This window comes from Litoribacter populi (assembly GCF_007483685.1).
Lineage (GTDB): Bacteria > Bacteroidota > Bacteroidia > Cytophagales > Cyclobacteriaceae > Litoribacter > Litoribacter populi.
The window spans coordinates 1,206,945-1,227,549 of record NZ_VMKN01000001.1 but is presented as its reverse complement, the minus strand read 5'-3'; the positions used below and the strand labels follow the sequence as shown (position 1 = coordinate 1,227,549).

Genomic DNA, 20,605 nt, shown 5'->3' with positions numbered 1-20,605 from the left:
TATTCGAATATTAATCGATTACACCAAGCTCTTTCCCTACTTCAATAAACGCTTGGATAGCTTGATCTAGGTGTTGCTTTTCATGCCCGGCGGAGATTTGAACTCTGATTCGGGCCTCCCCTTTAGGAACTACCGGATAATAGAACCCGATCACATAGATACCTCTTTCCAAGAGCTTTTCAGCCATTTTCTGGGACAATGCCGCATCGTAAAGCATGATTGGAACGATGGCATGGGTACCCGGTTTGATATCAAAACCAGCTTCCTTGATCTTTTCTCGGAAGTAATTGGTATTTTCTTCCAGTTTATCTCTCAACTCGGTGGTCTCTGAAAGCAGATCAAATACCATTATGGAAGCACCGGTGATGGAAGGGGCAAGTGTGTTGCTGAACAAATATGGTCTCGAACGTTGTCTTAGCAAATCGATAATTTCCTTTCGTCCTGAAGTGAATCCACCAGATGCACCGCCTAAAGCTTTGCCCAAGGTGCCCGTGATGATATCCATCTTGCCCATTACACCTTTGAGTTCATGAACCCCTCTACCAGTTTTCCCCATGAAGCCGGTAGAATGGCATTCGTCAGACATAACCAAAGCCTTGTATTTCTCAGCAAGTTCAACAATTTTATCCAGTTGGGCGATTGTGCCGTCCATGGAGAACACCCCGTCGGTAACAATGATTTTTTGCTTGGCTCCTTTGGCGTCAGCATCTTTTAATTGAGCTTCCAAGTCCTCCATATCATTGTGTTTGAAGCGGTAGCGCATAGCCTTACAAAGTCTCACCCCGTCGATAATGGAAGCGTGATTGAGCGCATCAGAGATGATAGCGTCCTCTGGGCCCAAGATGGGTTCGAATACGCCACCATTGGCATCAAAAGCAGCAGCGTACAAAATAGTGTCCTCTGTGCCCAAGAATTCAGAAATCTTTCTCTCCAACTCTTTATGGATATCCTGGGTACCACAGATAAATCTTACGGAAGACATTCCAAAACCGTGGGTATCGATGGCTTTTTTGGCTGCCTCGATAACTTTCGGGTGGCTAGAAAGTCCCAGGTAATTATTGGCGCAGAAGTTCAAAACTTTTTTCCCGCCTTCCACCGTAATTTCGGCTGCCTGGGGGGAGGTGATTATTCTTTCTGTTTTATATAATCCGGCATCTTTGATGTCCTGAATTTCCTTTTCCAGTTTTGGCTTTAAGGTATCGTACATATTAAAGGGTTTTAATTGGTTATGGTTCTTAAAAATCGGAAAATGTTATCCTGAGAATCCCTCAATGGATTCATTGATTTTGTTAATTTTGTGCAACGAATACCCAAATATAATCAAAATTCCTGGAGCCTGATGGTTTATCCAGGCTTTGAAAAAGAGACAAAAATGGAGAAAATATTAATTATAGGAGCTGCAGGCCAGCTAGGTTCTGAACTTACCCTTTCCCTAAGCAACATGTATGGGGGTGAGCAGGTCATCGCCACGGATATAAATCAAGACGCTGGAGTTAAATTCGACTATTGCAGATTTGAAGTTCTTGACGTGATGGACAAGGCTAAATTGAGAAGTTTGGTCAAAGATGAAAAGGTGACTCAAATTTACCATTTGGCAGCTATCCTTTCCGCAACTGGAGAGAAAAACCCACTTTTTGCCTGGAACCTTAACATGGACAGCTTACTTCATGTGTTGGAGCTAGCAAAGGAGTTTAAGCTTAATAAAGTATATTGGCCTTCATCCATTGCAGTATTCGGACCAAACACCCCTATGCAAAACACACCTCAAAACTGTGTCATGGATCCAAATACGGTTTATGGTATCAGCAAGCAAGCAGGTGAGAGATGGTGTGAATATTACTTCCAAAAATACAATGTTGACGTCCGCAGTTTACGTTACCCTGGTCTGATTGGCTATAAGTCATTACCTGGGGGTGGGACGACCGATTATGCAGTGGATATCTTCCATAAAGCCATCGATGGTGAGAAGTTTGAATGTTTTCTTTCTGAAAACACCTACTTGCCTATGATGTATATGCCAGATGCCATCAAAGCTACTCTTGACTTAATGCATGCCCCGGCTGAACAGATTAAGGTAAGAAGCAGTTATAATCTTGCTGCTATCAGTTTTTCCCCAAAGGAAATTTTTGAAGCGATAAAAACTGAGTATCCGAGTTTTGAAATCAGTTATCAGCCAGATTTCAGACAAAAAATTGCGGATAGCTGGCCTGACAGCATTGACGACAGCGCAGCGAGAAAGGATTGGGGATGGCAGCATGAATACGATCTCCAAAAGATGACCGCAGATATTCTGGCCAATTTGCCAGAGTATATGGTCAATTTCAAATAGCCTATGAAAGCACCACTCTCTGCATTTGTAATCCTATGGGCCCTGTTGGCCTGCGAGTCAAAGGAAACCCACCATACCAATCCAGCCGATAGGCAAAGAGAGGAAGTTCTTCTCAGGGGGGCCGAGGAATCTAATTGGATAACTTATCAAGGATCAATCCCCTGTGCAGATTGTACGCGAATAGAAATGGAAATCAGGCTTGAGGATTTTGACCAGCAAAGAGGGGATGAGTTTGATATGTACGAAACTTATGTAGGAACGACTGATGGAGACAGAACGGTAGAAAGTTTTGGTAGCTATGAAATCCAAAGACTTCCTGGGTCGGAAGAACAAATGGTGGTGTTGAAAACTGAAAACAACCGTATGATTAGGCTGTCGATTGATGAATCAGGCAATCTTACCCTATTAGATCAACAAGGTGAGCGAATAGAATCTAATCTGAATTATACTTTAAACCGAAAATAATGAAGGGACCTTAGCGGGTCCCTTTAATTTTTTGAGGCAGGGAAGTATCATAGCCCGCAAGCCATTGGCCGTTTTCCAATTGGATAATTGGACGCTTGATCAAACTACTATTTTCCTGCAAGACAGAAATGGCAGAATTCTTTCCCTCTAAAGCCTCTTTTTGGGAATCATCCAGTTTGCGGAAAGTGGTGCCTCTCTTATTTATTACAACCGAAAGTCCAAGATTCCGGATCATTTCATCTAATAAATCCATTGAGGGAGCTTGTTTTTTATAGTCGTGAAAAACATACCCTATCTCTTCAGAATCCATCAATTTTAGAGTTTTTTTTATTGTGTCACAATTTTTGATCCCGTATATTTTTATCATATTAACTTTATTTAATAGAACAAAACTCCTAAAACAGGGTTTAATTTTGTATATTAGCGTTACACTAAATGAAAACTAAAACCCAAACTTATGATTAATTCAAAGTTATCGAAAATTTTCACTTTATCCTTCATCTTTTCTTTTGCGCTTATTTTGGGTGTTATGGCTCAGCAGCAAATGCCGCCACAACAGCAGCAGCAAGTGAATGATAACTTCACTGACGAAGAATATGAGAAGTTTGTGAAAATCAACAAAGAGATCATTCCTCTGCAGGAAGAAATGCAAGGTAAAATGATGAAAACCATTGAAGACTCCGGTTTGGATGTCGACAGATTCAATGAGTTGGCGCAGGCACAACAGGCAGGAAACATCAAAGAAGTTTCTCAAGACCCAGAGGAAATGGCTAAATTCAACGAAGCCGGTCAAAAAGTGGTCGAGATGAACCAAGAAATTGGTGAAGCGTATCAGAAAAAAATGACTGAGAACGATATGGATCAGCAAAAATTCCAAGAAATGATGATGGCTTACCAACAGAGCGAAAAGGTAAGAACCAAAATCGACAGCATGATGGACGACGAAAATTAATCCTTTCTAGGAAATCATAAAAAAGCTACCGATTAATCGGTAGCTTTTTTTTTGTGTCTAAGGTTTTAAATATCAGAAGTGGTAAATTCTATGTAGAGCATCTCATTCATAGTCTGGTCCTGCACGCGTTTGCCTATTTAATCTACGGGCTGGGGATCAGCATCATGACTTTTCACTTTGCTGATTTTGGAAATACCATATTTATTTGCTTTCTGCTAGTGACCCATATATGCCTATATATCGCTATTGAACTTACACGGGCAGGGTTGGCTCAAGACGCTGGTCAAGTTTAACATTTTGGGTCTGGTCTACTTAAACATTATAGGGATAGAGGTGCTTTTCAAGCTTTACATCTCTTTGCTCTTGTTTTAAAACACCAAAAGCTACCCGTATGGGCAGCTTTTAGATAATAGTCACAAGTAAGTTATTTTATAAAACCTCCCTTAAGGATTCTTCATTAGCTTCGATAATCCGATCCAGGTGCTCATCTGTGAGAGCGGTAGATAGGAACCAGCTTTCATACTGGGAAGGTGGCAAATAGATTCCTCTGTGCAGCATAGCTTGGAAATAACGTCCAAATAGTCCTGTGTCAGAGGTTTTGGCCGTTTCAAAATCATAAACCTCTTTGTCGGTAAAGAACAAGCTGAACATGCTACCCAAATGAGTCATCGTATAGTTCAAGCCTAACTTCTCCTGGGTAGCCTGAAAGCCTTTTAATATACGATTTCCACTTTCTTCAAGTGTGGAATAAACTGAAGGGTTATCATTTAAATACGTAAGCATGGCCATACCTGCTGCCATAGCTATAGGATTGCCTGACAATGTACCCGCTTGGTAAACAGGGCCCGCTGGGGACACATAGTCCATAATTTCCTTTTTCCCTCCATAAGCACCTACCGGCATGCCTCCTCCGATAATTTTACCCATGGTGGTGATATCAGGAGTAACACCAAAATATTCCTGCGCACCACCCCTTGAAAGTCTAAATCCAGTCATGACTTCATCAAAAATGAGTACTATACCCTCTTTGTCGCAGAGGTCTCTCAGTCCTTGTAAAAAGCCATCTTTAGGCAAAATACATCCCATGTTCCCGGCAACTGGCTCCAAGATAATAGCAGCCACTTCACCAGAATTCGCTTCCACCAACTTTCTCACTGCTTCAAGATCATTGTGAGGAGCTAGAAGGGTGTCTTTCGCTGTCCCTTTGGTCACCCCGGGACTGTCAGGCTGACCCATCGTAATGGCACCGGAACCTGCTGCAATCAGGAATGAATCTCCATGACCATGATAATTCCCTTCAAACTTTATGAATTTATCCCTTCCTGTAAATCCTCTGGCTAGGCGGATAGCGGACATGGTGGCCTCCGTTCCACTGTTTACCATTCTTACTTTTTCCACCGAAGGTACCATACTTGCAATTAGCTCTGCAATCTCGATTTCTCTTGCGGTAGGTGCCCCGAATGAGGTACCGGTTTCCACAGCTTTAAGAATTGCCTCCCTAATTTGTGGATGGTTGTGCCCCAAGATCATGGGACCCCAGCTGTTGATTAGTTCGATAAACCTATTGCCATCCTCATCAAAAAGGTAAGGCCCATCGGCTTTGTTGATAAAAAGTGGGTCTCCACCTACTGCCCTAAAGGCCCTAACGGGGGAGTTGACCCCACCGGGGATAGAATTTTGTGCCTTTGCGAAAAGGTCTTTGCTTCTTGAAATCTGCATTTTTCCTTTTATTCAATTTCCAATGCGCCCTGCTCTAATCGCATAATGGGCACATATTGATTAGCGCGTTCATTTGTAAAATCATAACCAAAGGTGAGCTTTCCTTTCTGGAAACCTGCTCTTCTTAGGTTTTGAGTAAAATCAAACCCTTTGTCTGGATTTAAGTTTTCCTGCACCCAGTATAATGTCTCATAACCCAAATGGGCAAAAATACCCGGAAAGGTCTGGTACTTATCAAAGAAGCTTTCTCTAAAGGTCTCCAGATCAGGAGACTCAAAATCTACAGTATTGTTGCCAATGAAACGGATGTTTTGATGCTCCATCATTTCGAAGCTTGCAAAATTGAAATATAGCCAGCTATCAGGCACCAAAATAGGCACCCTAGAATTGATGGATTCTATTACTCCAAATGTTGGGGATGCCACGTTTGGGTCGTCGCTCAAAACAACCACCATGTTTACTGTAGGGGAACCTCCCCTTTCAATGCCTAGGCTGGAAAAAAAGTCACGTGTATTGCGGCCTTCGATCTTTTCAGATTTGACGATCTGGAATCCTTTTCTTCTTGCATTTTCAGCAAGTTGCTTGGCTAGAAGTTCATCCTTGGCCGAAGCTGAGTAGGCTATTGCGATTTTCTTTTCTGTTGCTTTTCTTTGAGCATAATCCAATATACCCTTGCTCATAGATGTGGTGCTTGGCCGGAAAAGATAAGACTTTCCAGCTACTTCAAGATTGTCATCCAGATTGGAAAGTGGGTTTATCTGAGGTATTCCCTGACGCTCCGCAAAAAGCGAAACAAGGGAAACTTCCTCTGGATAGACGGGCCCAATTATAACATCCGCAAGTTTAAAAAATGGATCTTCCAAGATTTTTTCGGTTACCCCTACATTCCGTTCGGTGTCGAAAGTTCTAATTAGGACATCCACTCCTTCCTTCTTCGCCTCTTCCACTGCCAATTTCAGTCCCTGATAATACTCAAATACAAAGTTGTTGCCTTGAAGTCTGCTAACTCCAGATCCACCATTATAATTAAACGGTAGTACAACAGCGACCTCCAGGACTTGATTGATCTCTCTTTTTCGATCTGGCTTTTCTTCACCCTCAAGCCTAATATCCCTAACTTCATTGTAAACTCTTCTTTCTTCGGTACTCATCACAGTTTTTTCTTCCAACTGCTTTCTTAGCGCCAAAGCAAACCCTTTATTTTTCTCCCCAAAATTCCTTAAGTTCAACACCATCCAACTCAAGTTAGCATTTTGCAGAAAGTCATAAGTAGCCCTCTCAGCTTCCTGCCGAATTGCAGGATCTTTAATCTTTTCAATCTCATTAAGAGCATCTGAATTTTTGTTTTGGCTAAATAGAGCCAAAACCAATAAATACCTGGCCTCATCTTGATGTTCCCAAGCTCTGTTGTCCAGCAATGGTTCAAGGGTGCCTTTTGCCAATTCGTGCTGCTCATTTCCATAAGCCGCCCGGGCAAAGTGATAATGGGCGTAATTGGAAAGGCTTCCATATCTACGGTTGTCCAGATATGGCCGCAACACTTCCATGGCTTCCTCCCAGTTGCCATAGGAGACAAGTTGTTTTCCCCGGTTGTAGTTTTGCAAATCACGCTGCTCCTGGGCAAATAAGGCCGTGAAGGATATCAGGAAAACCGAGAGCAAGAAAAGTTTTTTCATAAATGTATTAATGTATGTAAGAGCCTCTGAAACGGCCCTGCGGTAAGGACAATAAGGAAATTCAAATATTATACCTCAATATGAAAGTCCACGAATTTAATGCATTTAATCGCATAAAAAAAGCCTGATGTTAACTATCAGGCTTTTCAAGCTTATTCCCATTCTATCGTCGCCGGCGGCTTGGAGCTGATGTCATACACCACTCTGTTTACCCCTTTGACCTTATTTATGATATCATTACTGATTTGTCCCAAGAATTCATACGGTAAGTGCACCCAGTCTGCGGTCATGCCATCTACTGAGGCTACTGCGCGGAGGGCCACTACTTTTTCGTATGTACGCTCATCACCCATTACTCCTACAGACTGTACTGGCAACAGAATCGCGCCTGCCTGCCAAACCTGGTCATAGAGCCCATGGTCTTTCAGTCCTTGAATGAAGATGTGGTCCACCTCTTGAAGAACTCTTACTTTTTCCGGAGTAATATCTCCAAGAATTCTAATGGCCAATCCGGGCCCTGGGAAAGGATGTCTTCCGACGATGTTTTCTGGAATCTCCAGCGCTCTACCCACTTCTCTTACACCATCTTTGAAAAGAGTGTTCAGTGGTTCAACTACCTGAAGTTTCATGAAATCAGGAAGTCCACCTACATTGTGGTGAGACTTGATTGTGGCTGATGGACCATTTACCGATACTGACTCGATCACATCAGGGTAGATAGTTCCTTGTCCTAACCATTTTACACCTTCAATCTTATGCGCCTCATCGTCAAAAACCTCAATAAAGGCTTTACCGATAGCTTTTCTTTTATCTTCAGGATCAGAAAGTCCGGCCAAAGCATCATAAAAACGCTGCTTGGCATCTACTCCGATCACATTCAATCCCATGTTTTCATAGGATTTCAATACTTCTTCATATTCATTTTTGCGAAGCAAACCGTTGTCTACAAAAACGCAGGTCAAGTTATCGCCAATCGCACGGTGGATCAAAGTTGCCGCCACTGAGGAGTCTACACCTCCCGAAAGTCCCATGACCACTTTGTCCTCTCCTATTTTTTGCTTCAGTTCATCAACGGTGATGTCAATAAACACATCAGAAGTCCAATCTTGGCTACAGTCACAGATCTGAACCACAAAGTTTCTAAGAAGGTTTTTACCCTCTAAAGAATGGGTTACCTCTGGATGGAATTGGATTCCGTAGGTTGCTTCGCCTTGGATTTTGTAAGCGGCAACTCGCACTGATGGAGTACTTGCAATGACATCAAAGCCGTCTGGAAGTTCTTTTATAGTGTCGCCATGAGACATCCACACTTGGGAGCCATGGGTAATTTCTTTGAATAAATCGATATGGGTATCAATATGATTGAGGTTTGCTCTACCATATTCCCTAATTTCTGAAGGGGAGATGGCTCCCCCATATTTGTGAGCCATTAGCTGGGCACCATAGCAAACGCCCAAAACCGGAAGTTTACCTCTAAACTGGTCCACATCAATATCAGGTGAGCCTTCATCTTTTACAGAGCATGGGCTGCCCGAAAGGATAATGCCTTTGATATCGGGAGTGATCTCCGGAATCTTATTAAATGGGTGAATTTCACAATAAACATTCAGTTCTCTAACTCGTCGGGCGATAAGTTGTGTGTACTGAGAACCAAAATCGAGGATCAAAATCTGTTCTGCCATGCGCAAAGTTAAACAAGCTTCTAGAAAGGAAAAAAATACTAAGCAAAAATTTCGGAATATTATTTGGACAAGTCTTCATGCGTGATGTCGATCTATATTCTAGGCTGGATCCCCTTTCCATGCATAAGCTAAGCCCTCGAATTGGGTTAAATGTGCCAGCGAATAATATCGGCATTCCAGTCACTGCTAATGCTATTGAAGCTCATATCGCACTTGTATTATTTCCATATTAAAACTAAACATGGTACGAAGATGCTATGGACGAAGTATGGACAAACTGTAAATTTGAGCTAACCGGCCATGGGAGGAGACCTAGCTCACCCCTAACTCAATATCCCTATAAGGTCTCTATAATGTCCCTATAAATTCCCTGTAAGGTCCCTATAGGATTCCTCAGCTGATTAACCCTATTTAGCTTGTTTGAATAAATTTCATGAATATCTTCAACAATCAGAGGAAAGTTGGCAACTCGCATCATTGCCGAGAATCTTAAAAATCATTCCATTAATTAACTAAAAAACCAAACCGGAGTCAAATTAACTATCCTCAAGGTTCGAATTCTCCCCTTCATAGAGTGTTTCCAGCTCAACAGCATCGATTCCCATTTCTTCCTCTAAATATTTGGCAAAAACAGCGGTGTTGCCGTGAGTCAAGAAAACTTTCTCGGCTTCGGTAGCTTGAATTGCCTGAATCAAGCCGTTCCAATCCGCATGATCGCTTAATACAAATCCAGCATCAGCAGCCTTTCTCCTACGTGTACCTCTAACATTCATCCAACCGGAACAAATGCCAGTTCGATACGGAGAAAACCTCCGCATCCAGGGTGTGCCCAATGCGGATGGGGGCGCTATAATTAAGGCTCCTTTGAATAAACTTTTCTCCATATCGGCCTCCACTCTTGGCACATCTACCACCTTGACTCCATTTGCGATCAATGCCTGATTCATGTTGTATATTGCGCCGTGACAGAAAACTTTCCCAATAGATAGGTCCAGGTTATTGATGATGCGCTGAGCCTTACCCAAGGAGTACCCTAGCAAAACAGAATTTCTTCCTTGAGAGGTATTTTTTCTCCACCAGTTGTTTATACCAGCAAAGATATCCGCCTGGCTTTCCCATTTGTAAATGGGAAGCCCAAAAGTACATTCGGAAATAAACTCATGGCATTTTACTGGCTCAAAGGGTTCGGAGAGCCCATCATCCTCCACTTTGTAATCTCCACTGGCCACAATTACTTTACCCTTGTATTCTAACCTGATTTGTGAGGAACCGGGAATATGGCCAGCGGGGTGAAAACTTATTTTTACGCCATTGATTGTAATCGGATCGTTATAACGGACGGTTTCTATGGAAATATCCTCCCCTAATCGGCGTTTCATTACCTCTTCGGAGTGGTGATGGGCCAGGTAATGCTTCATGCCCCATCGACTGTGGTCAGCATGGGCATGGGTGATCAGAGCCTTGTCCACAGGTTTCCAGGGGTCGATAAAAATATCGGCCTGAGGGCAATAAAGTCCAAATGGGGACAGCTCCAAAATTCCGCTCATTATAAACCTTTTATAGTGGACATCCCCCCATCTACATGCATGATCTGGCCAGTAACCCAGCCTGACTTGTCAGAGAGCAAAAATGCGACCGCCTCCGCAATATCTTCTGGTTTTCCATACCTGCCAAGAGGATGACGCTTGGCTGAAGCTTCTTTCTTTTCCTCGGTTGCAAGAAGTTGTTCGGCCAATTTGGTATCTGTCAGAGATGGCGCTACAGCGTTCACCCGTATGTTTGAGGACGCCCACTCTGCTGCCAGCGACCTGACCAACCCTTCCACGGCACCTTTTGCACTGGCTATACTGCTATGAAAGCCCATGCCTGTCTGTACAGCCACCGTACTGAAAAGGACCACGGAGGCATTTTTGGATTTCTTGAGACTTTTCAATGTGGCCTGAAGGACTTTTACCGCACCTAAAAAATTCAAATTCAGGTCCTCTTGAAAATCTTCCAGTGAAAATCTGTGGAAAGGTTTCAGCTGTATGGTTCCCGGGCAATAAACGAGTCCATGCACCTCTTCTGGCAAACCCTCAATTGATTCCCAGTCGCCTAATACATCCAGCTTTTCTCCTGATTCACCGGATCTGCTATAGGAAAAAATGTTCGCCCCCTGATCTTTTAGGATCTTGGCAACTGCCTTTCCTATGTCACTATTACCCCCGATGATGACTACATTCTTTTCTTCCATGCTTTTTAGATTGTTATTTCATCAATCTTTTGATTAAGGGGAATGTTTGAAAAGAAACAAAAAAAGCCGGGCATTTACGCCCGGCTTCTATTTTTATAAATCAATTCCAGAAACTATTTATCCAAAGAAAGATACTTGTAAAACTCATTTCTGGTTTGCTCGTCTTTTTCAAACTTCCCTCCATAGAAAGAAGTCACTGTATTACTGTTCACATCTTGGATGCCACGGGAAGAAACACACATGTGGTGAGCATCCAATATCACAGCCACATCTTCTGTCCCGAGGATTTCCTGAAAAGCTTTCCCAATCTGCATATTCAACCTCTCCTGAACCTGTGGTCTTTTGGCAAAGTACTGAACGATACGGTTAATTTTTGACAATCCGATTACATGACCGCTGGAAATATAGGCCACATGTGCTTTTCCAAAGATGGGCACGAAATGATGCTCGCAATGGGAATAAAAGGTAATGTCTTTTTCCACAAGCATCTGGTTATATTTGAACTTGTTTTCAAAAAGCTTGGCCTTCGGCATGTTTTTAGGATCAAGACCGCTAAAAACCTCTTTGATGTACATTTTGGCAACTCGGTGAGGGGTTCCTTTGAGACTATCATCGCTAAGATCCAATCCCATGATGTGCATGATTTCCTTGAAATGCTTTTCGATAAGCTCGATTTTAAGCTCATCGTCCATTTCAAAAGCATCTTCTCTTAAAGGAGTTTTTTGGGAGGAACCTGCGTGATCATCACCCATCTCGTCCATCTCTCGATCAAGATCCATTCCCGTCGTATTCAACAAAGTTTCTTTCTGTTTCATATAATCGAATAATTAACTCGTATTTCTTATCTATTTTTTCTCTCAGAATATTCCAAACAACCACTGCAATGTTTTCAGCGGAGGGGTTAAGATTTTTGAATTCATCTGTATCGAGGTTAAGGTTTCTATGGTCAAATTTCCTCAGCACGTGTTCCTTGATCAGGTCGCTGAGCTTTTTCATGTCGTATACATAGCCGGTCTGCGGATCGATCTCCCCCACTAGTTTCACTATAAGTTCATAGTTATGCCCATGATAATGGGGGTTGTTGCACTTTCCAAAGACTTCCTGATTTTTCTCATCGGACCAATCGGGATTATGTAATCTGTGAGCAGCATTAAAATGCTCCTTTCTATATACGGCTACTTTCATTTAAACTGGGTCAATCTCTCAAAACTTCGCAAAGCTAAACATTTTTTGAATCTACGTGGCTATAGGGAGCTTGTCTCCTATTTTTGCCACAATATTGTGCCATGGGCCAACGTTCCAAAATCATCGGTACAACACCGTTTTGCCTGATTTCGGTTCATTTCTACCAAAACTGTAGGCAGAACCGTTTGTAAAACCGCTTTGTTCAGTTTTTTCTACACCCTCAAAAAAAGGCCATGGAACCAAAACCACTTTTAAACCCTTGTAAGGGTATGATTAGAGCCCTTAGCATATTACTCGTCTTTACTATCGCCCCTATCTTCTCTTCCAATTCGTATAATTCACCCATGAGGGACAATGATGATTTGTTAGACAACAAGGCTTCAGAGGAAGAAATGTTGAGCAATATTATCTTAGAAAATCCTGAAAATTCGGAATTTACCCTGCCTCAGGGGCAAGTCCTGGACCATGCGGTGAAAGGTTACCACCAATTATTGGCTAATGGGGAAATTGAGCCTGGAAAAGTTCTGACCATTGTTGATTTCAGCATGCCCAGTACCGAAAAGAGAATGTGGGTAATCGATGTGGCGGATGGAAAAATCATTCACCAAACAGTGGTGTCCCATGGAAGAAATTCAGGAGACCTGATGGCGGAAACTTTTTCCAATGTAGAGTCTAGTTATATGAGTAGTTTAGGGTTTTATGTAACCGGTGAAACTTACCACGGTAAGCATGGTTTCAGTTTAAGGCTTGATGGCAAGGAAAAAGGCTTTAATGACCTAGCCAGACAGCGAGCAATCGTTATTCATGGAGCTGCTTATGCAAATGAAGAATTTATCACTCAAACGGGCAGACTGGGAAGAAGCTTAGGTTGCCCTGCTCTCCCGCTTGACTTGAGCGAAACGGTGATCAACCAGATTAAGGATAAAAGCTGTTTGTTTATCTATGGCAATGACGAAAACTATATCAAAAACTCACCTCTACTTTCCAAACAAAGCTGAACATAACGGCAAAAGGTAGTCCTCACGAACTACCTTTTGTTACCCAACTCGAAAAAAATTGGAGAGTTACAGCTTATTCCACAAAAAATGCCTTAGTCAAAAAATAACCCTCTCAGAGTCAAAAAATAAAAGTTTTCATCCACTCATTTTTCTACAAAAAGTCATTTGTAACCGGCAATCCCAATGCCTCTGCCAACTTTTTGTCACCTTCGTAAACATCTTCTCTCACCTGTACCCCCTTTTGGTCTTTCCAAATAGTGAGATACAAAATCCATACTTCAGGATTTTTCTTCAGATTTACATTCTTCTCATCCTCAAGCTTCATAGCCTTCGTAATTTCCTCTTCATCCCAGTGGGAGTCTTCCAAAAGCAAAGAGGCGAACTCAACGGGGTTTTCAATCCTTATACAGCCTGAACTATAGGTCCGCTCATCTTTTGAAAAATAAGAATCAGCGGGTGTATCGTGAATATAAATGCTATGATCGTTAGGAAACATGAATTTTACGCGTCCCAAGGAATTATGGTCACCGGATACTTGCTGAATTAGGTATGGAAATTCTTCCTTGCTTACATCATCCCAATTGACATCTTTCGGGTCAACTTGCTCACCATCTAGGGTCAATACCTGCATCCTATTTCTTTCCAAATAGCTTAAATCGTCTTGAATGGCTGGTATTGCATCCTCCCAGAGTATTGTTTGTGGCAAAGTCCAGGTTGGACTAAAAACCAAGTAGGACATTTTGGAATAAAAGACGGGAGTTTTACGGTATTCTTTTCCTACCACTACCTTTGACTGCAGTACAGTGTCTTCACCACTGAGATAATACAGAAAAAAATCGGGGATGTTAACAATGACTTTTTCATCCTTCCCGTCCACGAAATTGGGCAGCCATCTGAGACGTTCTAGGTTAACTTTGATTTTGGTCAAGTAGTCTTCATGCTGATAATTAATCGCTTGGAAAAAGTCCTGACCCAATATACCATCTGGGTTTAATCCATGTCTAGCCTGAAAATTTCTTATTCCATATTCTAATTCACTATCATAGAGTAGAGAATCTTCAGCATTATATTCTTCCAAGTCGGAAAACTGGATCATCCTGTTCCTGATCTTAGGAATGACCTCGTGCTGATCTCCAGGTTCAATTTTCCCAGAAAATGAAATTTTAGTATTTTTGTCGTTCTTTTTTTCAAGGGCTTCTTTTAAGAGGGCCTTGAGTTGGTTGTACCGAAAATTATCTGGACGAAGTTCATTCAGGCTTTTTTCTACCGATGTATTGTTGGAATTGAGGTCCAGCAATAGTGAATAATAGTCTGTTCTTTTAACTTCTGGATCAATTTTCCAATCAATGTTCAGGTTGGTTGGGTCGACTCTTCCCCGATCTAGATCTCTTGCCAAGCGCCAGTAGGCATTGCTCATCATCATGTCTAGCACGGCATGTAATTCTGGATCGGTGGTTTCTTTTATTTCTGTAACCAAAGATTCGATTTCATCATAGAGATAATCTTTTTTATCTAACCCTTCGAATTGGATCTCTTCTAAATAGGCCAAAAGCTCCTCTCCTTTATTGTTCACGCCTTGAGCCTTTACCCAAATAGGCTGAAAATCATTTTGGGAATAAACCTTTTGATATAGCGAATCCCTGTTGAAATCCCCTGACATTCCCTGCAACTGTTCAGAAATATCCTCATTTTTAGGATACTGACTACAGGAAAAGGCCAACAACACCAACAATCCAAATACGAGATACTTTAAGCTAGACATAAATCCAATGTTACTACATCTATCGGATGGCAAAGCTTATGCCGAAAAAATTTTTTGTGGAATTATTCCCCAGTAAACACAAAAATCCCCGTCATTTTTGACGGGGATTAAATATTTTTAAGATTTTATAATGTTTTAAACTGAAAAGTCTCCGTATTTTCTTCCTAAATCCCAGGATTCCTTCAACATTTCCAAAAAGCCTTCCATTTTGTCCAATGGTACCAAATTCGGACCGTCACTTAGTGCTTTTGAAGGTTCAGGATGGGTTTCGATGAAGAATCCATCTATCCCAGTGGCAGCTGCGGCTCTCGCCAAATAGGGTGCAAATTGACGTTGTCCCCCGCTACTGCCTCCTTGACCTCCTGGCTGTTGTACCGAATGGGTTACATCAAACACTACAGGTGCATATTGCCTCATAGTCGGAAGGGAACGCATGTCTACCACCAGGTTGTGATAACCCAGCGAGTATCCCCTTTCGGTAAGGCAAACATTGTCATTACCAGCAGCACGTACCTTACTCACCGCATATTGCATATCCTCTGGAGCCATAAACTGGCCCCTTTTAATTTTCACAGCCTTTCCTGTTTCCGCCGCAGCTAGCAACAAGTCCGTTTGACGACAGAGAAAAGCGGGAATTTGAAGTACATCTACTACTTCGGCTACTTCTTTAGCTTGGTAGCTTTCATGGATATCAGTCACCAATGGAACACCCAGTTCTTTTCCAACTCTTTGCAAAACCTCAAGTGATTTGTCCATTCCTATTGATCTAAATGAATTGGAACTGGTTCGGTTGGCTTTGTCAAAGGAGGCTTTAAATACATAAGAAAAGCCAAATCTCTCAGCCCATTCCTTTGTCTTGGTTCCGATTTCTAGACAAATATCAAAACTCTCAACAGCGCATGGGCCGGCAAAAAGCACTGGTTTTTCTTCTCCCAAAACCACCTTATCGGTGATTTTCATACTATTTGTAAACTTGTTCATTATCTCTTTTTAATTTTAATCAAGGGTTTTGGAGCTTCTGTGACGCAAGATTATGCACCACGCTTTCTAGTTTCCCCTGGCTTTCCAGTATAATATCGGCAACTTCTCTAAACACGCCTTCACCACCCTTATAAAAACTCACGTAATCTACTTTATCCTTTACATAAGGAATGGCATCATCAGGACAAGCTGAAAAACCCACATTTTTCAAAATCGGCAAATCAATGATATCATCACCGATATAGGCACATTCCTCTAAAGTCAAACCCAAAGCTTTCACCTGAGAAAGAAAAACTAGCGACTTTTCCTTGACTCCATGGAAGTGAAAGTCAAACTTGAGTTCCTCACACCTGTTTTTCACCACCACGCTGTTTCTTCCAGTAATGACTCCAATTTTGATGTCATGAGCCTTAAGAAACTGTACGATTTGCCCGTCCTTTACCTGAAATCGCTTGAATTCTGTCTTATGGTCATCATAGATCACACCACCGTCTGTCAACACTCCATCGACATCCGTGACCAGCAACTTAATTTTGGAGGCCTTTTCAAAAACTTCCTTAGCGACATGCCTAAAATATTCTCTCATGTTATTTATTTTTCTTCCAGTGAATGGAATATAGATCTAATCTTCTTTGCTCCAAGTTCCTAACACTTCCCGCCTTACGTAACTTTGTAAGCAGGTCAAGGTCCACATCTGCCACAATGGTAGTTTCGGTATTGAGTGAAGCCTCGGCAATTACCGCATCGTGTGGGAATGAGAAATCCGATGGAGAAAATATCGAGGCTTGGGAGTGCTGAATATCCATGTTTTCAACTCTTGGAAGGTTTCCCACCGAGCCTGTAATAGCAACATAACATTCATTTTCTACTGCACGAGCTTTGGCACAAGTACTTACACGGAGAAAAGCATTTTTAGTATCTGTCCAGAAAGGCACAAATAAAATGTCCATTTCCTGTTCGGCGAGGATTCTTCCAAGCTCAGGGAACTCTACATCATAACAGATCAAAATTCCGATTCGACCTGCGTCTGTATCAAAAACCTTGATGCCATTCCCACCTTGAAGACCCCAGTAAGCTTGTTCGTCAGGTGTGATGTGAAGTTTATATTGCTTGTCCACAGTACCGTCACGGCGGCAGAGGTAGGATACGTTTCTTAGTTTTTTGCCATCATATTCCGGCATACTGCCTGCGATAATGTTAACATTGTATGATAAGGCCAAATCCCTCATCCTGGTAACAATTTCCTCTGTGTAATCTGCAAGGTTACGGATGGCCTCAGAGGCATCCATATCATTGAATTCTGCCAAAAGCGGTGCGTTGAAAAACTCCGGCAAAAGGCAGAAATCAGATTTATACCCCGACACCGTATCCACGAAAAACTCCACCTGCTGCATCAGGTCATCCACGTTATTAAAACGTCGCATCTTCCACTGCACTAGGCCAAGCCTTACTATTGATTTTTTGTTGCCAATTAGCTTTTCCTCTTTCTCATAATAGATGTTGATCCATTCCAAAAGTGTCGCATAAGCGCGGCTATCGGTATCCTCGGGGAGATATTTGGTGATTACTTTTCTTACGTGAAACTCGTTTGCAATCTGAAAGGAGAGAACTGGGTCAAAAATCTCCTTGTTCTTGACCAAGTCTATATATTTCCTAGGGGTCATCTGGTCTGCATACTTACTGTAACCTGGAATCCTTCCTCCGGCGATGATAGACCGTAGATTCAGATTTTCACAAAGTTCCTTTCTGGCATCATAAAGCCTTCTTCCCAGTCTCATACCACGGTATTCTTTGTCCACAAACACGTCGGTACCATAAAGAGTATCCCCATCATCATCATGGGTATCAAATTTACCATATCCGGTAATCTGGTCATAAGTATGGTTATCCCCGAATTTGGAATAATCAACGATAAGACTAAGCGCTGCGGCTACGATCTTGCCGTTATCCTCTATACAAATCTGGCCTTCCGGAAAGGCCTTCAGCTGGTTTTTCAGTTCTTCCTTCGTCCATGCCCCACCCTGGTTTTTGTAGATGGAAGTCATGATGTCCCGGATATCGTTATAATCAGAAAGCTTAATATTTCGAAGCTTAAGCCTATGTTCTAATTCTTCTTTTTGCTTACTCATGGTTCAAAATTAAGTATTTCTTCAGGATTATTAGAAAAAATTAAAAAGGACCCTTCGGAAGTCCCGTTTTGACCAAAAATTATTCAATAACCCTGCCTTTCCATCAACTTATGTAATTTTTCAAATAATTTGCAAAATTTTCTCATTGTTAAGAGCTTTTAGTCCATTTTTGTTCATATTTTCGAGCAACTTTCGGAATAATATAATATCTTTAATAACAATTGTTTTTCATTGACTTGTGTGGAAATTTTGAAGAGAATGAAAAGGCCCTTAGCCATTTTTTTGTTGCTGCTTCCTCTCTGTTTACAGGATGCTTTTGGGCAAAGCCTTTACCGCTTCAAGTTTGAAGACCCATGGTCTATTGCCATCCACGCAGGCCCCACCCAATACTTCGGAGAGCTTTATTCCTTATGGAAATACAACGAGGGTATTCAGCCGGACTACAATGTGGCTGTGTCAGCTAAGTACACTTTCGGAACAAGGCTTCGGGCAAGATTTGACCTTACGTTTTACCAGATCTCCGGCGACGATAAAATGGCAGATCCTCGTAGTCAGCGCATCGACCGAAACCTTAATTTCAGGGCACGAAATTTTGAAGGAGCCGCCCTTATAGAATATTACCTCAAGCCCGTCAAATTATATAGCCACAATCGTTCTTTTCTTAACCCCTACATCTTTGCGGGGTTGGGGGTGAGCACCAATAATCCATATGGGTATTACAGAAACGAGTGGGTGGCCCTTCGCCCCCTTCGCACCGAAGGGCAGGCCTATCCGGGCGCAGTATTGACTTTCCCCATGGGAGTAGGCGTCAAATATAAAATCACACCTTGGGTAGATTTGTTTTTGGAGGCTAATTATAGATTCACCCTTACTGATTACTTGGATGATGTAAGTGCTTTCAATGTCAGTGATTTTTACGAGGAATTAATAACCGATTACCTGAATGCAGAGGAAGGCAACCAAATGCGGTTAAGAATGGCGATCCGAAACCCAAATTTCATGAACAGATTTGGTGATCCTGATATAGAAGCTATAGAGTCCAATGGTGGCCGGATAAGAAGAGGTAGCGGTCTAGAAAATAGATATGATGGTTTTATGACCTTTAATATTGGAATGGAAATTTACCTAACTCACGATATCTGGGACAACTGGCTGTTAAGGCACAGACGCCGAAGCTATAGGTATTGGTAAAAAGCAAAATAGGCTTTTCCGCAGTGGAAAAGCCTATTTAAGTTTAATGCAGTTCACAACTCCCGTCACAAGCTTTTTCCGGCTCTACGGGGATAGCGGTTTTTACTGTTTTGTTTTCGTTGGTTGACCAGTCTGCCATCATTTCTGGGGATGCCTTAGCATTAAGACCTTCCCCATATACGGTCGCTGTACCGTGGGTATAGAACACTTCCCAATCGACTCCCTGAGGGTCGGTAACCCAGGATTTCTGGGTTTTGGAATAACAGCAGGTACACTCCCCTTCCTCAAACACCTTCCCTTTGGCATTTTCCATATTTGCATAAACTTCCGCAAGTTCAGTTTCAGACTCAACCTGAAGCCCCAAATGCTCTATACCGTTTTCAGCATGTCCGTTGGATATTGCAAAATTAATCCTTGGATCCTCAAGCATCCACTTGGTGTAGTCTGGCTTGACTACCGTAGCTTCGGTATTGAATAAAGCATTATAAAAAGCTATGCTTTCGCTGAGGTTTTTCACTCTCACGTGAACGTGGAATCGTTTCATGGTCTTGATTTTTTTAGGTTTTAGATAATTTCTAAACCCAAGACGCCGAAGAGTAAAAAAAGACGCAAAGAATTTAAAAATAACTTCTCAAAAAATCTTTGCTGCCCAAAACATCTATTTTGGAAAAATAAAAGTCTCCCTGGTTTTCAGTTACAATAATCTTACACCCTGATTCGATTGCAGCATAATATTCAAGCCCATCCTCAAAGTCCTCCACGGATTTATCCTCTGATGCCTTTCTTACTGTATCCTGGTCGACAGGTGTAATTTTAATCTTGGAAGAAAGAAGCGAAATCTTTTTCTTGGCCACCACGGTCCCACTTTTCTTTTCTGCAAAATAAAAAGCAATGGCCAAGCAAATAGGAGACGTGTAAACTTGGAATTTGGGATGGTCAGTAAGGCTTAAGATTCGGGAAGAATAGCTGAACAGGGGATATTCCTGGTTCAACACCGACACCAGCACACAGGCATCTAAAAAGATTTTCATTTGCGGGACTTAAAGAAATCCTCCTTGAGGGATTTGCGACTGGATTTGGTGTGGTATTCAGCCTGACCTTCAGCCACGGCATGCACCCAATCAGACACGGGCAACTCATCGAGACTTTTGTAATCTCCACTGGTAATCTGAGCATACAAAAACTCTGTCAGTCTTGATAGGCTAATATTATGTGCCTCAGCAAATGCCTTAGCCTTCTCTATGGTATCTTTATCAAATGAAAGTGTGATTTTAGAATCCATGACCTTTAATTTTAAGTTATA

Annotated in this window: 22 protein-coding genes; 6 read left to right on the top strand and 16 right to left on the bottom strand. The window is 42.0% G+C overall.

Annotated features, from left to right (window positions below; genetic code table 11):
- Nucleotides 1–10: 10 nt before the first annotated feature.
- The gene (gene kbl / locus FPL27_RS05255; protein ID WP_143960089.1) at nucleotides 11–1,207 is read right to left on the bottom strand and encodes a glycine C-acetyltransferase; all 1,197 of its coding nucleotides are present in this window, start codon (nucleotides 1,205–1,207) and stop codon (nucleotides 11–13) included.
- A gap of 165 nt (nucleotides 1,208–1,372) precedes the next feature.
- On the opposite strand from kbl, the gene FPL27_RS05250 reads away from it, so the two are divergent.
- Nucleotides 1,373–2,329, top strand: a complete 957-nt coding sequence (locus FPL27_RS05250) for an NAD-dependent epimerase/dehydratase family protein (RefSeq protein ID WP_143960088.1) — start codon at nucleotides 1,373–1,375, stop codon at nucleotides 2,327–2,329.
- 3 nt (nucleotides 2,330–2,332) lie between these two features.
- The gene (locus tag FPL27_RS05245; RefSeq protein WP_143960087.1) at nucleotides 2,333–2,794 is read left to right on the top strand and encodes a copper resistance protein NlpE N-terminal domain-containing protein; all 462 of its coding nucleotides are present in this window, start codon (nucleotides 2,333–2,335) and stop codon (nucleotides 2,792–2,794) included.
- Nucleotides 2,795–2,804: 10 nt separating this feature from the next.
- Here the strand turns inward: FPL27_RS05245 and FPL27_RS05240 are convergent, their stop codons facing one another.
- Complete coding sequence (locus FPL27_RS05240) at nucleotides 2,805–3,161, bottom strand: Spx/MgsR family RNA polymerase-binding regulatory protein (protein WP_143960086.1); 357 nt, start codon at nucleotides 3,159–3,161, stop codon at nucleotides 2,805–2,807.
- A gap of 90 nt (nucleotides 3,162–3,251) precedes the next feature.
- Here FPL27_RS05240 and FPL27_RS05235 point away from each other — a divergent pair, with 90 nt between their 5' ends.
- Both FPL27_RS05235 and FPL27_RS05230 read left to right on the top strand, forming a co-directional pair.
- Nucleotides 3,252–3,746, top strand: a complete 495-nt coding sequence (locus FPL27_RS05235; protein ID WP_143960085.1) for a DUF4168 domain-containing protein — start codon at nucleotides 3,252–3,254, stop codon at nucleotides 3,744–3,746.
- A gap of 53 nt (nucleotides 3,747–3,799) precedes the next feature.
- A complete protein-coding gene (locus FPL27_RS05230) occupies nucleotides 3,800–4,039 on the top strand; it encodes a hypothetical protein (protein WP_143960084.1) in 240 nt (79 codons plus the stop codon).
- A gap of 136 nt (nucleotides 4,040–4,175) precedes the next feature.
- Here the strand turns inward: FPL27_RS05230 and hemL are convergent, their stop codons facing one another.
- From hemL to FPL27_RS05195, 7 genes are all read right to left on the bottom strand, one after another.
- On the bottom strand, nucleotides 4,176–5,465 hold the full coding sequence (gene hemL, locus FPL27_RS05225; protein ID WP_143960083.1) for a glutamate-1-semialdehyde 2,1-aminomutase: 1,290 nt from the start codon (nucleotides 5,463–5,465) through the stop codon (nucleotides 4,176–4,178).
- An 8-nt stretch (nucleotides 5,466–5,473) separates the two neighbouring features.
- Nucleotides 5,474–7,141: an ABC transporter substrate-binding protein gene (locus FPL27_RS05220; protein ID WP_143960082.1), complete on the bottom strand. Its 1,668-nt coding sequence runs from the start codon at nucleotides 7,139–7,141 to the stop codon at nucleotides 5,474–5,476.
- A 152-nt stretch (nucleotides 7,142–7,293) separates the two neighbouring features.
- Nucleotides 7,294–8,823 carry a glutamine-hydrolyzing GMP synthase gene (gene guaA / locus FPL27_RS05215; RefSeq protein ID WP_143960081.1) on the bottom strand — a complete coding sequence of 510 codons (1,530 nt, stop codon included), beginning with the start codon at nucleotides 8,821–8,823 and terminating at the stop codon, nucleotides 7,294–7,296.
- A gap of 536 nt (nucleotides 8,824–9,359) precedes the next feature.
- Nucleotides 9,360–10,370: a ligase-associated DNA damage response exonuclease gene (locus FPL27_RS05210; protein ID WP_143960080.1), complete on the bottom strand. Its 1,011-nt coding sequence runs from the start codon at nucleotides 10,368–10,370 to the stop codon at nucleotides 9,360–9,362.
- Nucleotides 10,370–11,056 carry an SDR family NAD(P)-dependent oxidoreductase gene (locus FPL27_RS05205; protein WP_143960079.1) on the bottom strand — a complete coding sequence of 229 codons (687 nt, stop codon included), beginning with the start codon at nucleotides 11,054–11,056 and terminating at the stop codon, nucleotides 10,370–10,372. Before FPL27_RS05205 ends, FPL27_RS05210 begins: the two co-directional genes overlap by 1 nt.
- A gap of 113 nt (nucleotides 11,057–11,169) precedes the next feature.
- Nucleotides 11,170–11,871, bottom strand: a complete 702-nt coding sequence (gene folE, locus FPL27_RS05200; protein WP_143960078.1) for a GTP cyclohydrolase I FolE — start codon at nucleotides 11,869–11,871, stop codon at nucleotides 11,170–11,172.
- On the bottom strand, nucleotides 11,825–12,241 hold the full coding sequence (locus FPL27_RS05195) for a 6-pyruvoyl trahydropterin synthase family protein (protein WP_143960077.1): 417 nt from the start codon (nucleotides 12,239–12,241) through the stop codon (nucleotides 11,825–11,827). The genes folE and FPL27_RS05195 overlap by 47 nt, the downstream gene beginning before the upstream one ends.
- 269 nt (nucleotides 12,242–12,510) lie before the next feature.
- Between FPL27_RS05195 and FPL27_RS05190 the strand changes: the two genes are divergently transcribed.
- Nucleotides 12,511–13,239, top strand: a complete 729-nt coding sequence (locus FPL27_RS05190) for a murein L,D-transpeptidase catalytic domain family protein (protein ID WP_143960076.1) — start codon at nucleotides 12,511–12,513, stop codon at nucleotides 13,237–13,239.
- Between the two features lie 151 nt (nucleotides 13,240–13,390).
- On the opposite strand, the gene FPL27_RS05185 is transcribed toward FPL27_RS05190, so the two are convergent.
- The 4 genes from FPL27_RS05185 to FPL27_RS05170 all read right to left on the bottom strand — a co-directional run bounded on the left by FPL27_RS05185 (nucleotide 13,391) and on the right by FPL27_RS05170 (nucleotide 18,111).
- Nucleotides 13,391–15,001: a L,D-transpeptidase family protein gene (locus FPL27_RS05185; RefSeq protein ID WP_143960075.1), complete on the bottom strand. Its 1,611-nt coding sequence runs from the start codon at nucleotides 14,999–15,001 to the stop codon at nucleotides 13,391–13,393.
- Between the two features lie 135 nt (nucleotides 15,002–15,136).
- A complete protein-coding gene (gene kdsA, locus FPL27_RS05180) occupies nucleotides 15,137–15,982 on the bottom strand; it encodes a 3-deoxy-8-phosphooctulonate synthase (RefSeq protein ID WP_143960074.1) in 846 nt (281 codons plus the stop codon).
- A gap of 19 nt (nucleotides 15,983–16,001) precedes the next feature.
- The gene (locus tag FPL27_RS05175) at nucleotides 16,002–16,568 is read right to left on the bottom strand and encodes a KdsC family phosphatase (RefSeq protein WP_143960073.1); all 567 of its coding nucleotides are present in this window, start codon (nucleotides 16,566–16,568) and stop codon (nucleotides 16,002–16,004) included.
- A gap of 1 nt (nucleotide 16,569) precedes the next feature.
- Complete coding sequence (locus FPL27_RS05170; protein ID WP_143960072.1) at nucleotides 16,570–18,111, bottom strand: bifunctional GNAT family N-acetyltransferase/carbon-nitrogen hydrolase family protein; 1,542 nt, start codon at nucleotides 18,109–18,111, stop codon at nucleotides 16,570–16,572.
- A 258-nt stretch (nucleotides 18,112–18,369) separates the two neighbouring features.
- Between FPL27_RS05170 and FPL27_RS05165 the strand changes: the two genes are divergently transcribed.
- The gene (locus FPL27_RS05165; RefSeq protein ID WP_143960071.1) at nucleotides 18,370–19,302 is read left to right on the top strand and encodes a DUF6089 family protein; all 933 of its coding nucleotides are present in this window, start codon (nucleotides 18,370–18,372) and stop codon (nucleotides 19,300–19,302) included.
- A gap of 43 nt (nucleotides 19,303–19,345) precedes the next feature.
- Here the strand turns inward: FPL27_RS05165 and FPL27_RS05160 are convergent, their stop codons facing one another.
- The 3 genes from FPL27_RS05160 to FPL27_RS05150 all read right to left on the bottom strand — a co-directional run bounded on the left by FPL27_RS05160 (nucleotide 19,346) and on the right by FPL27_RS05150 (nucleotide 20,584).
- Nucleotides 19,346–19,846, bottom strand: coding sequence for an ArsI/CadI family heavy metal resistance metalloenzyme (locus FPL27_RS05160; RefSeq protein WP_235893370.1), 501 nt, complete (start codon nucleotides 19,844–19,846; stop codon nucleotides 19,346–19,348).
- A 73-nt stretch (nucleotides 19,847–19,919) separates the two neighbouring features.
- Nucleotides 19,920–20,333: a type II toxin-antitoxin system VapC family toxin gene (locus FPL27_RS05155; RefSeq protein ID WP_143960070.1), complete on the bottom strand. Its 414-nt coding sequence runs from the start codon at nucleotides 20,331–20,333 to the stop codon at nucleotides 19,920–19,922.
- Nucleotides 20,330–20,584 carry a DUF6364 family protein gene (locus FPL27_RS05150; protein WP_143960069.1) on the bottom strand — a complete coding sequence of 85 codons (255 nt, stop codon included), beginning with the start codon at nucleotides 20,582–20,584 and terminating at the stop codon, nucleotides 20,330–20,332. The genes FPL27_RS05155 and FPL27_RS05150 overlap by 4 nt, the downstream gene beginning before the upstream one ends.
- Nucleotides 20,585–20,605: the final 21 nt, after the last annotated feature.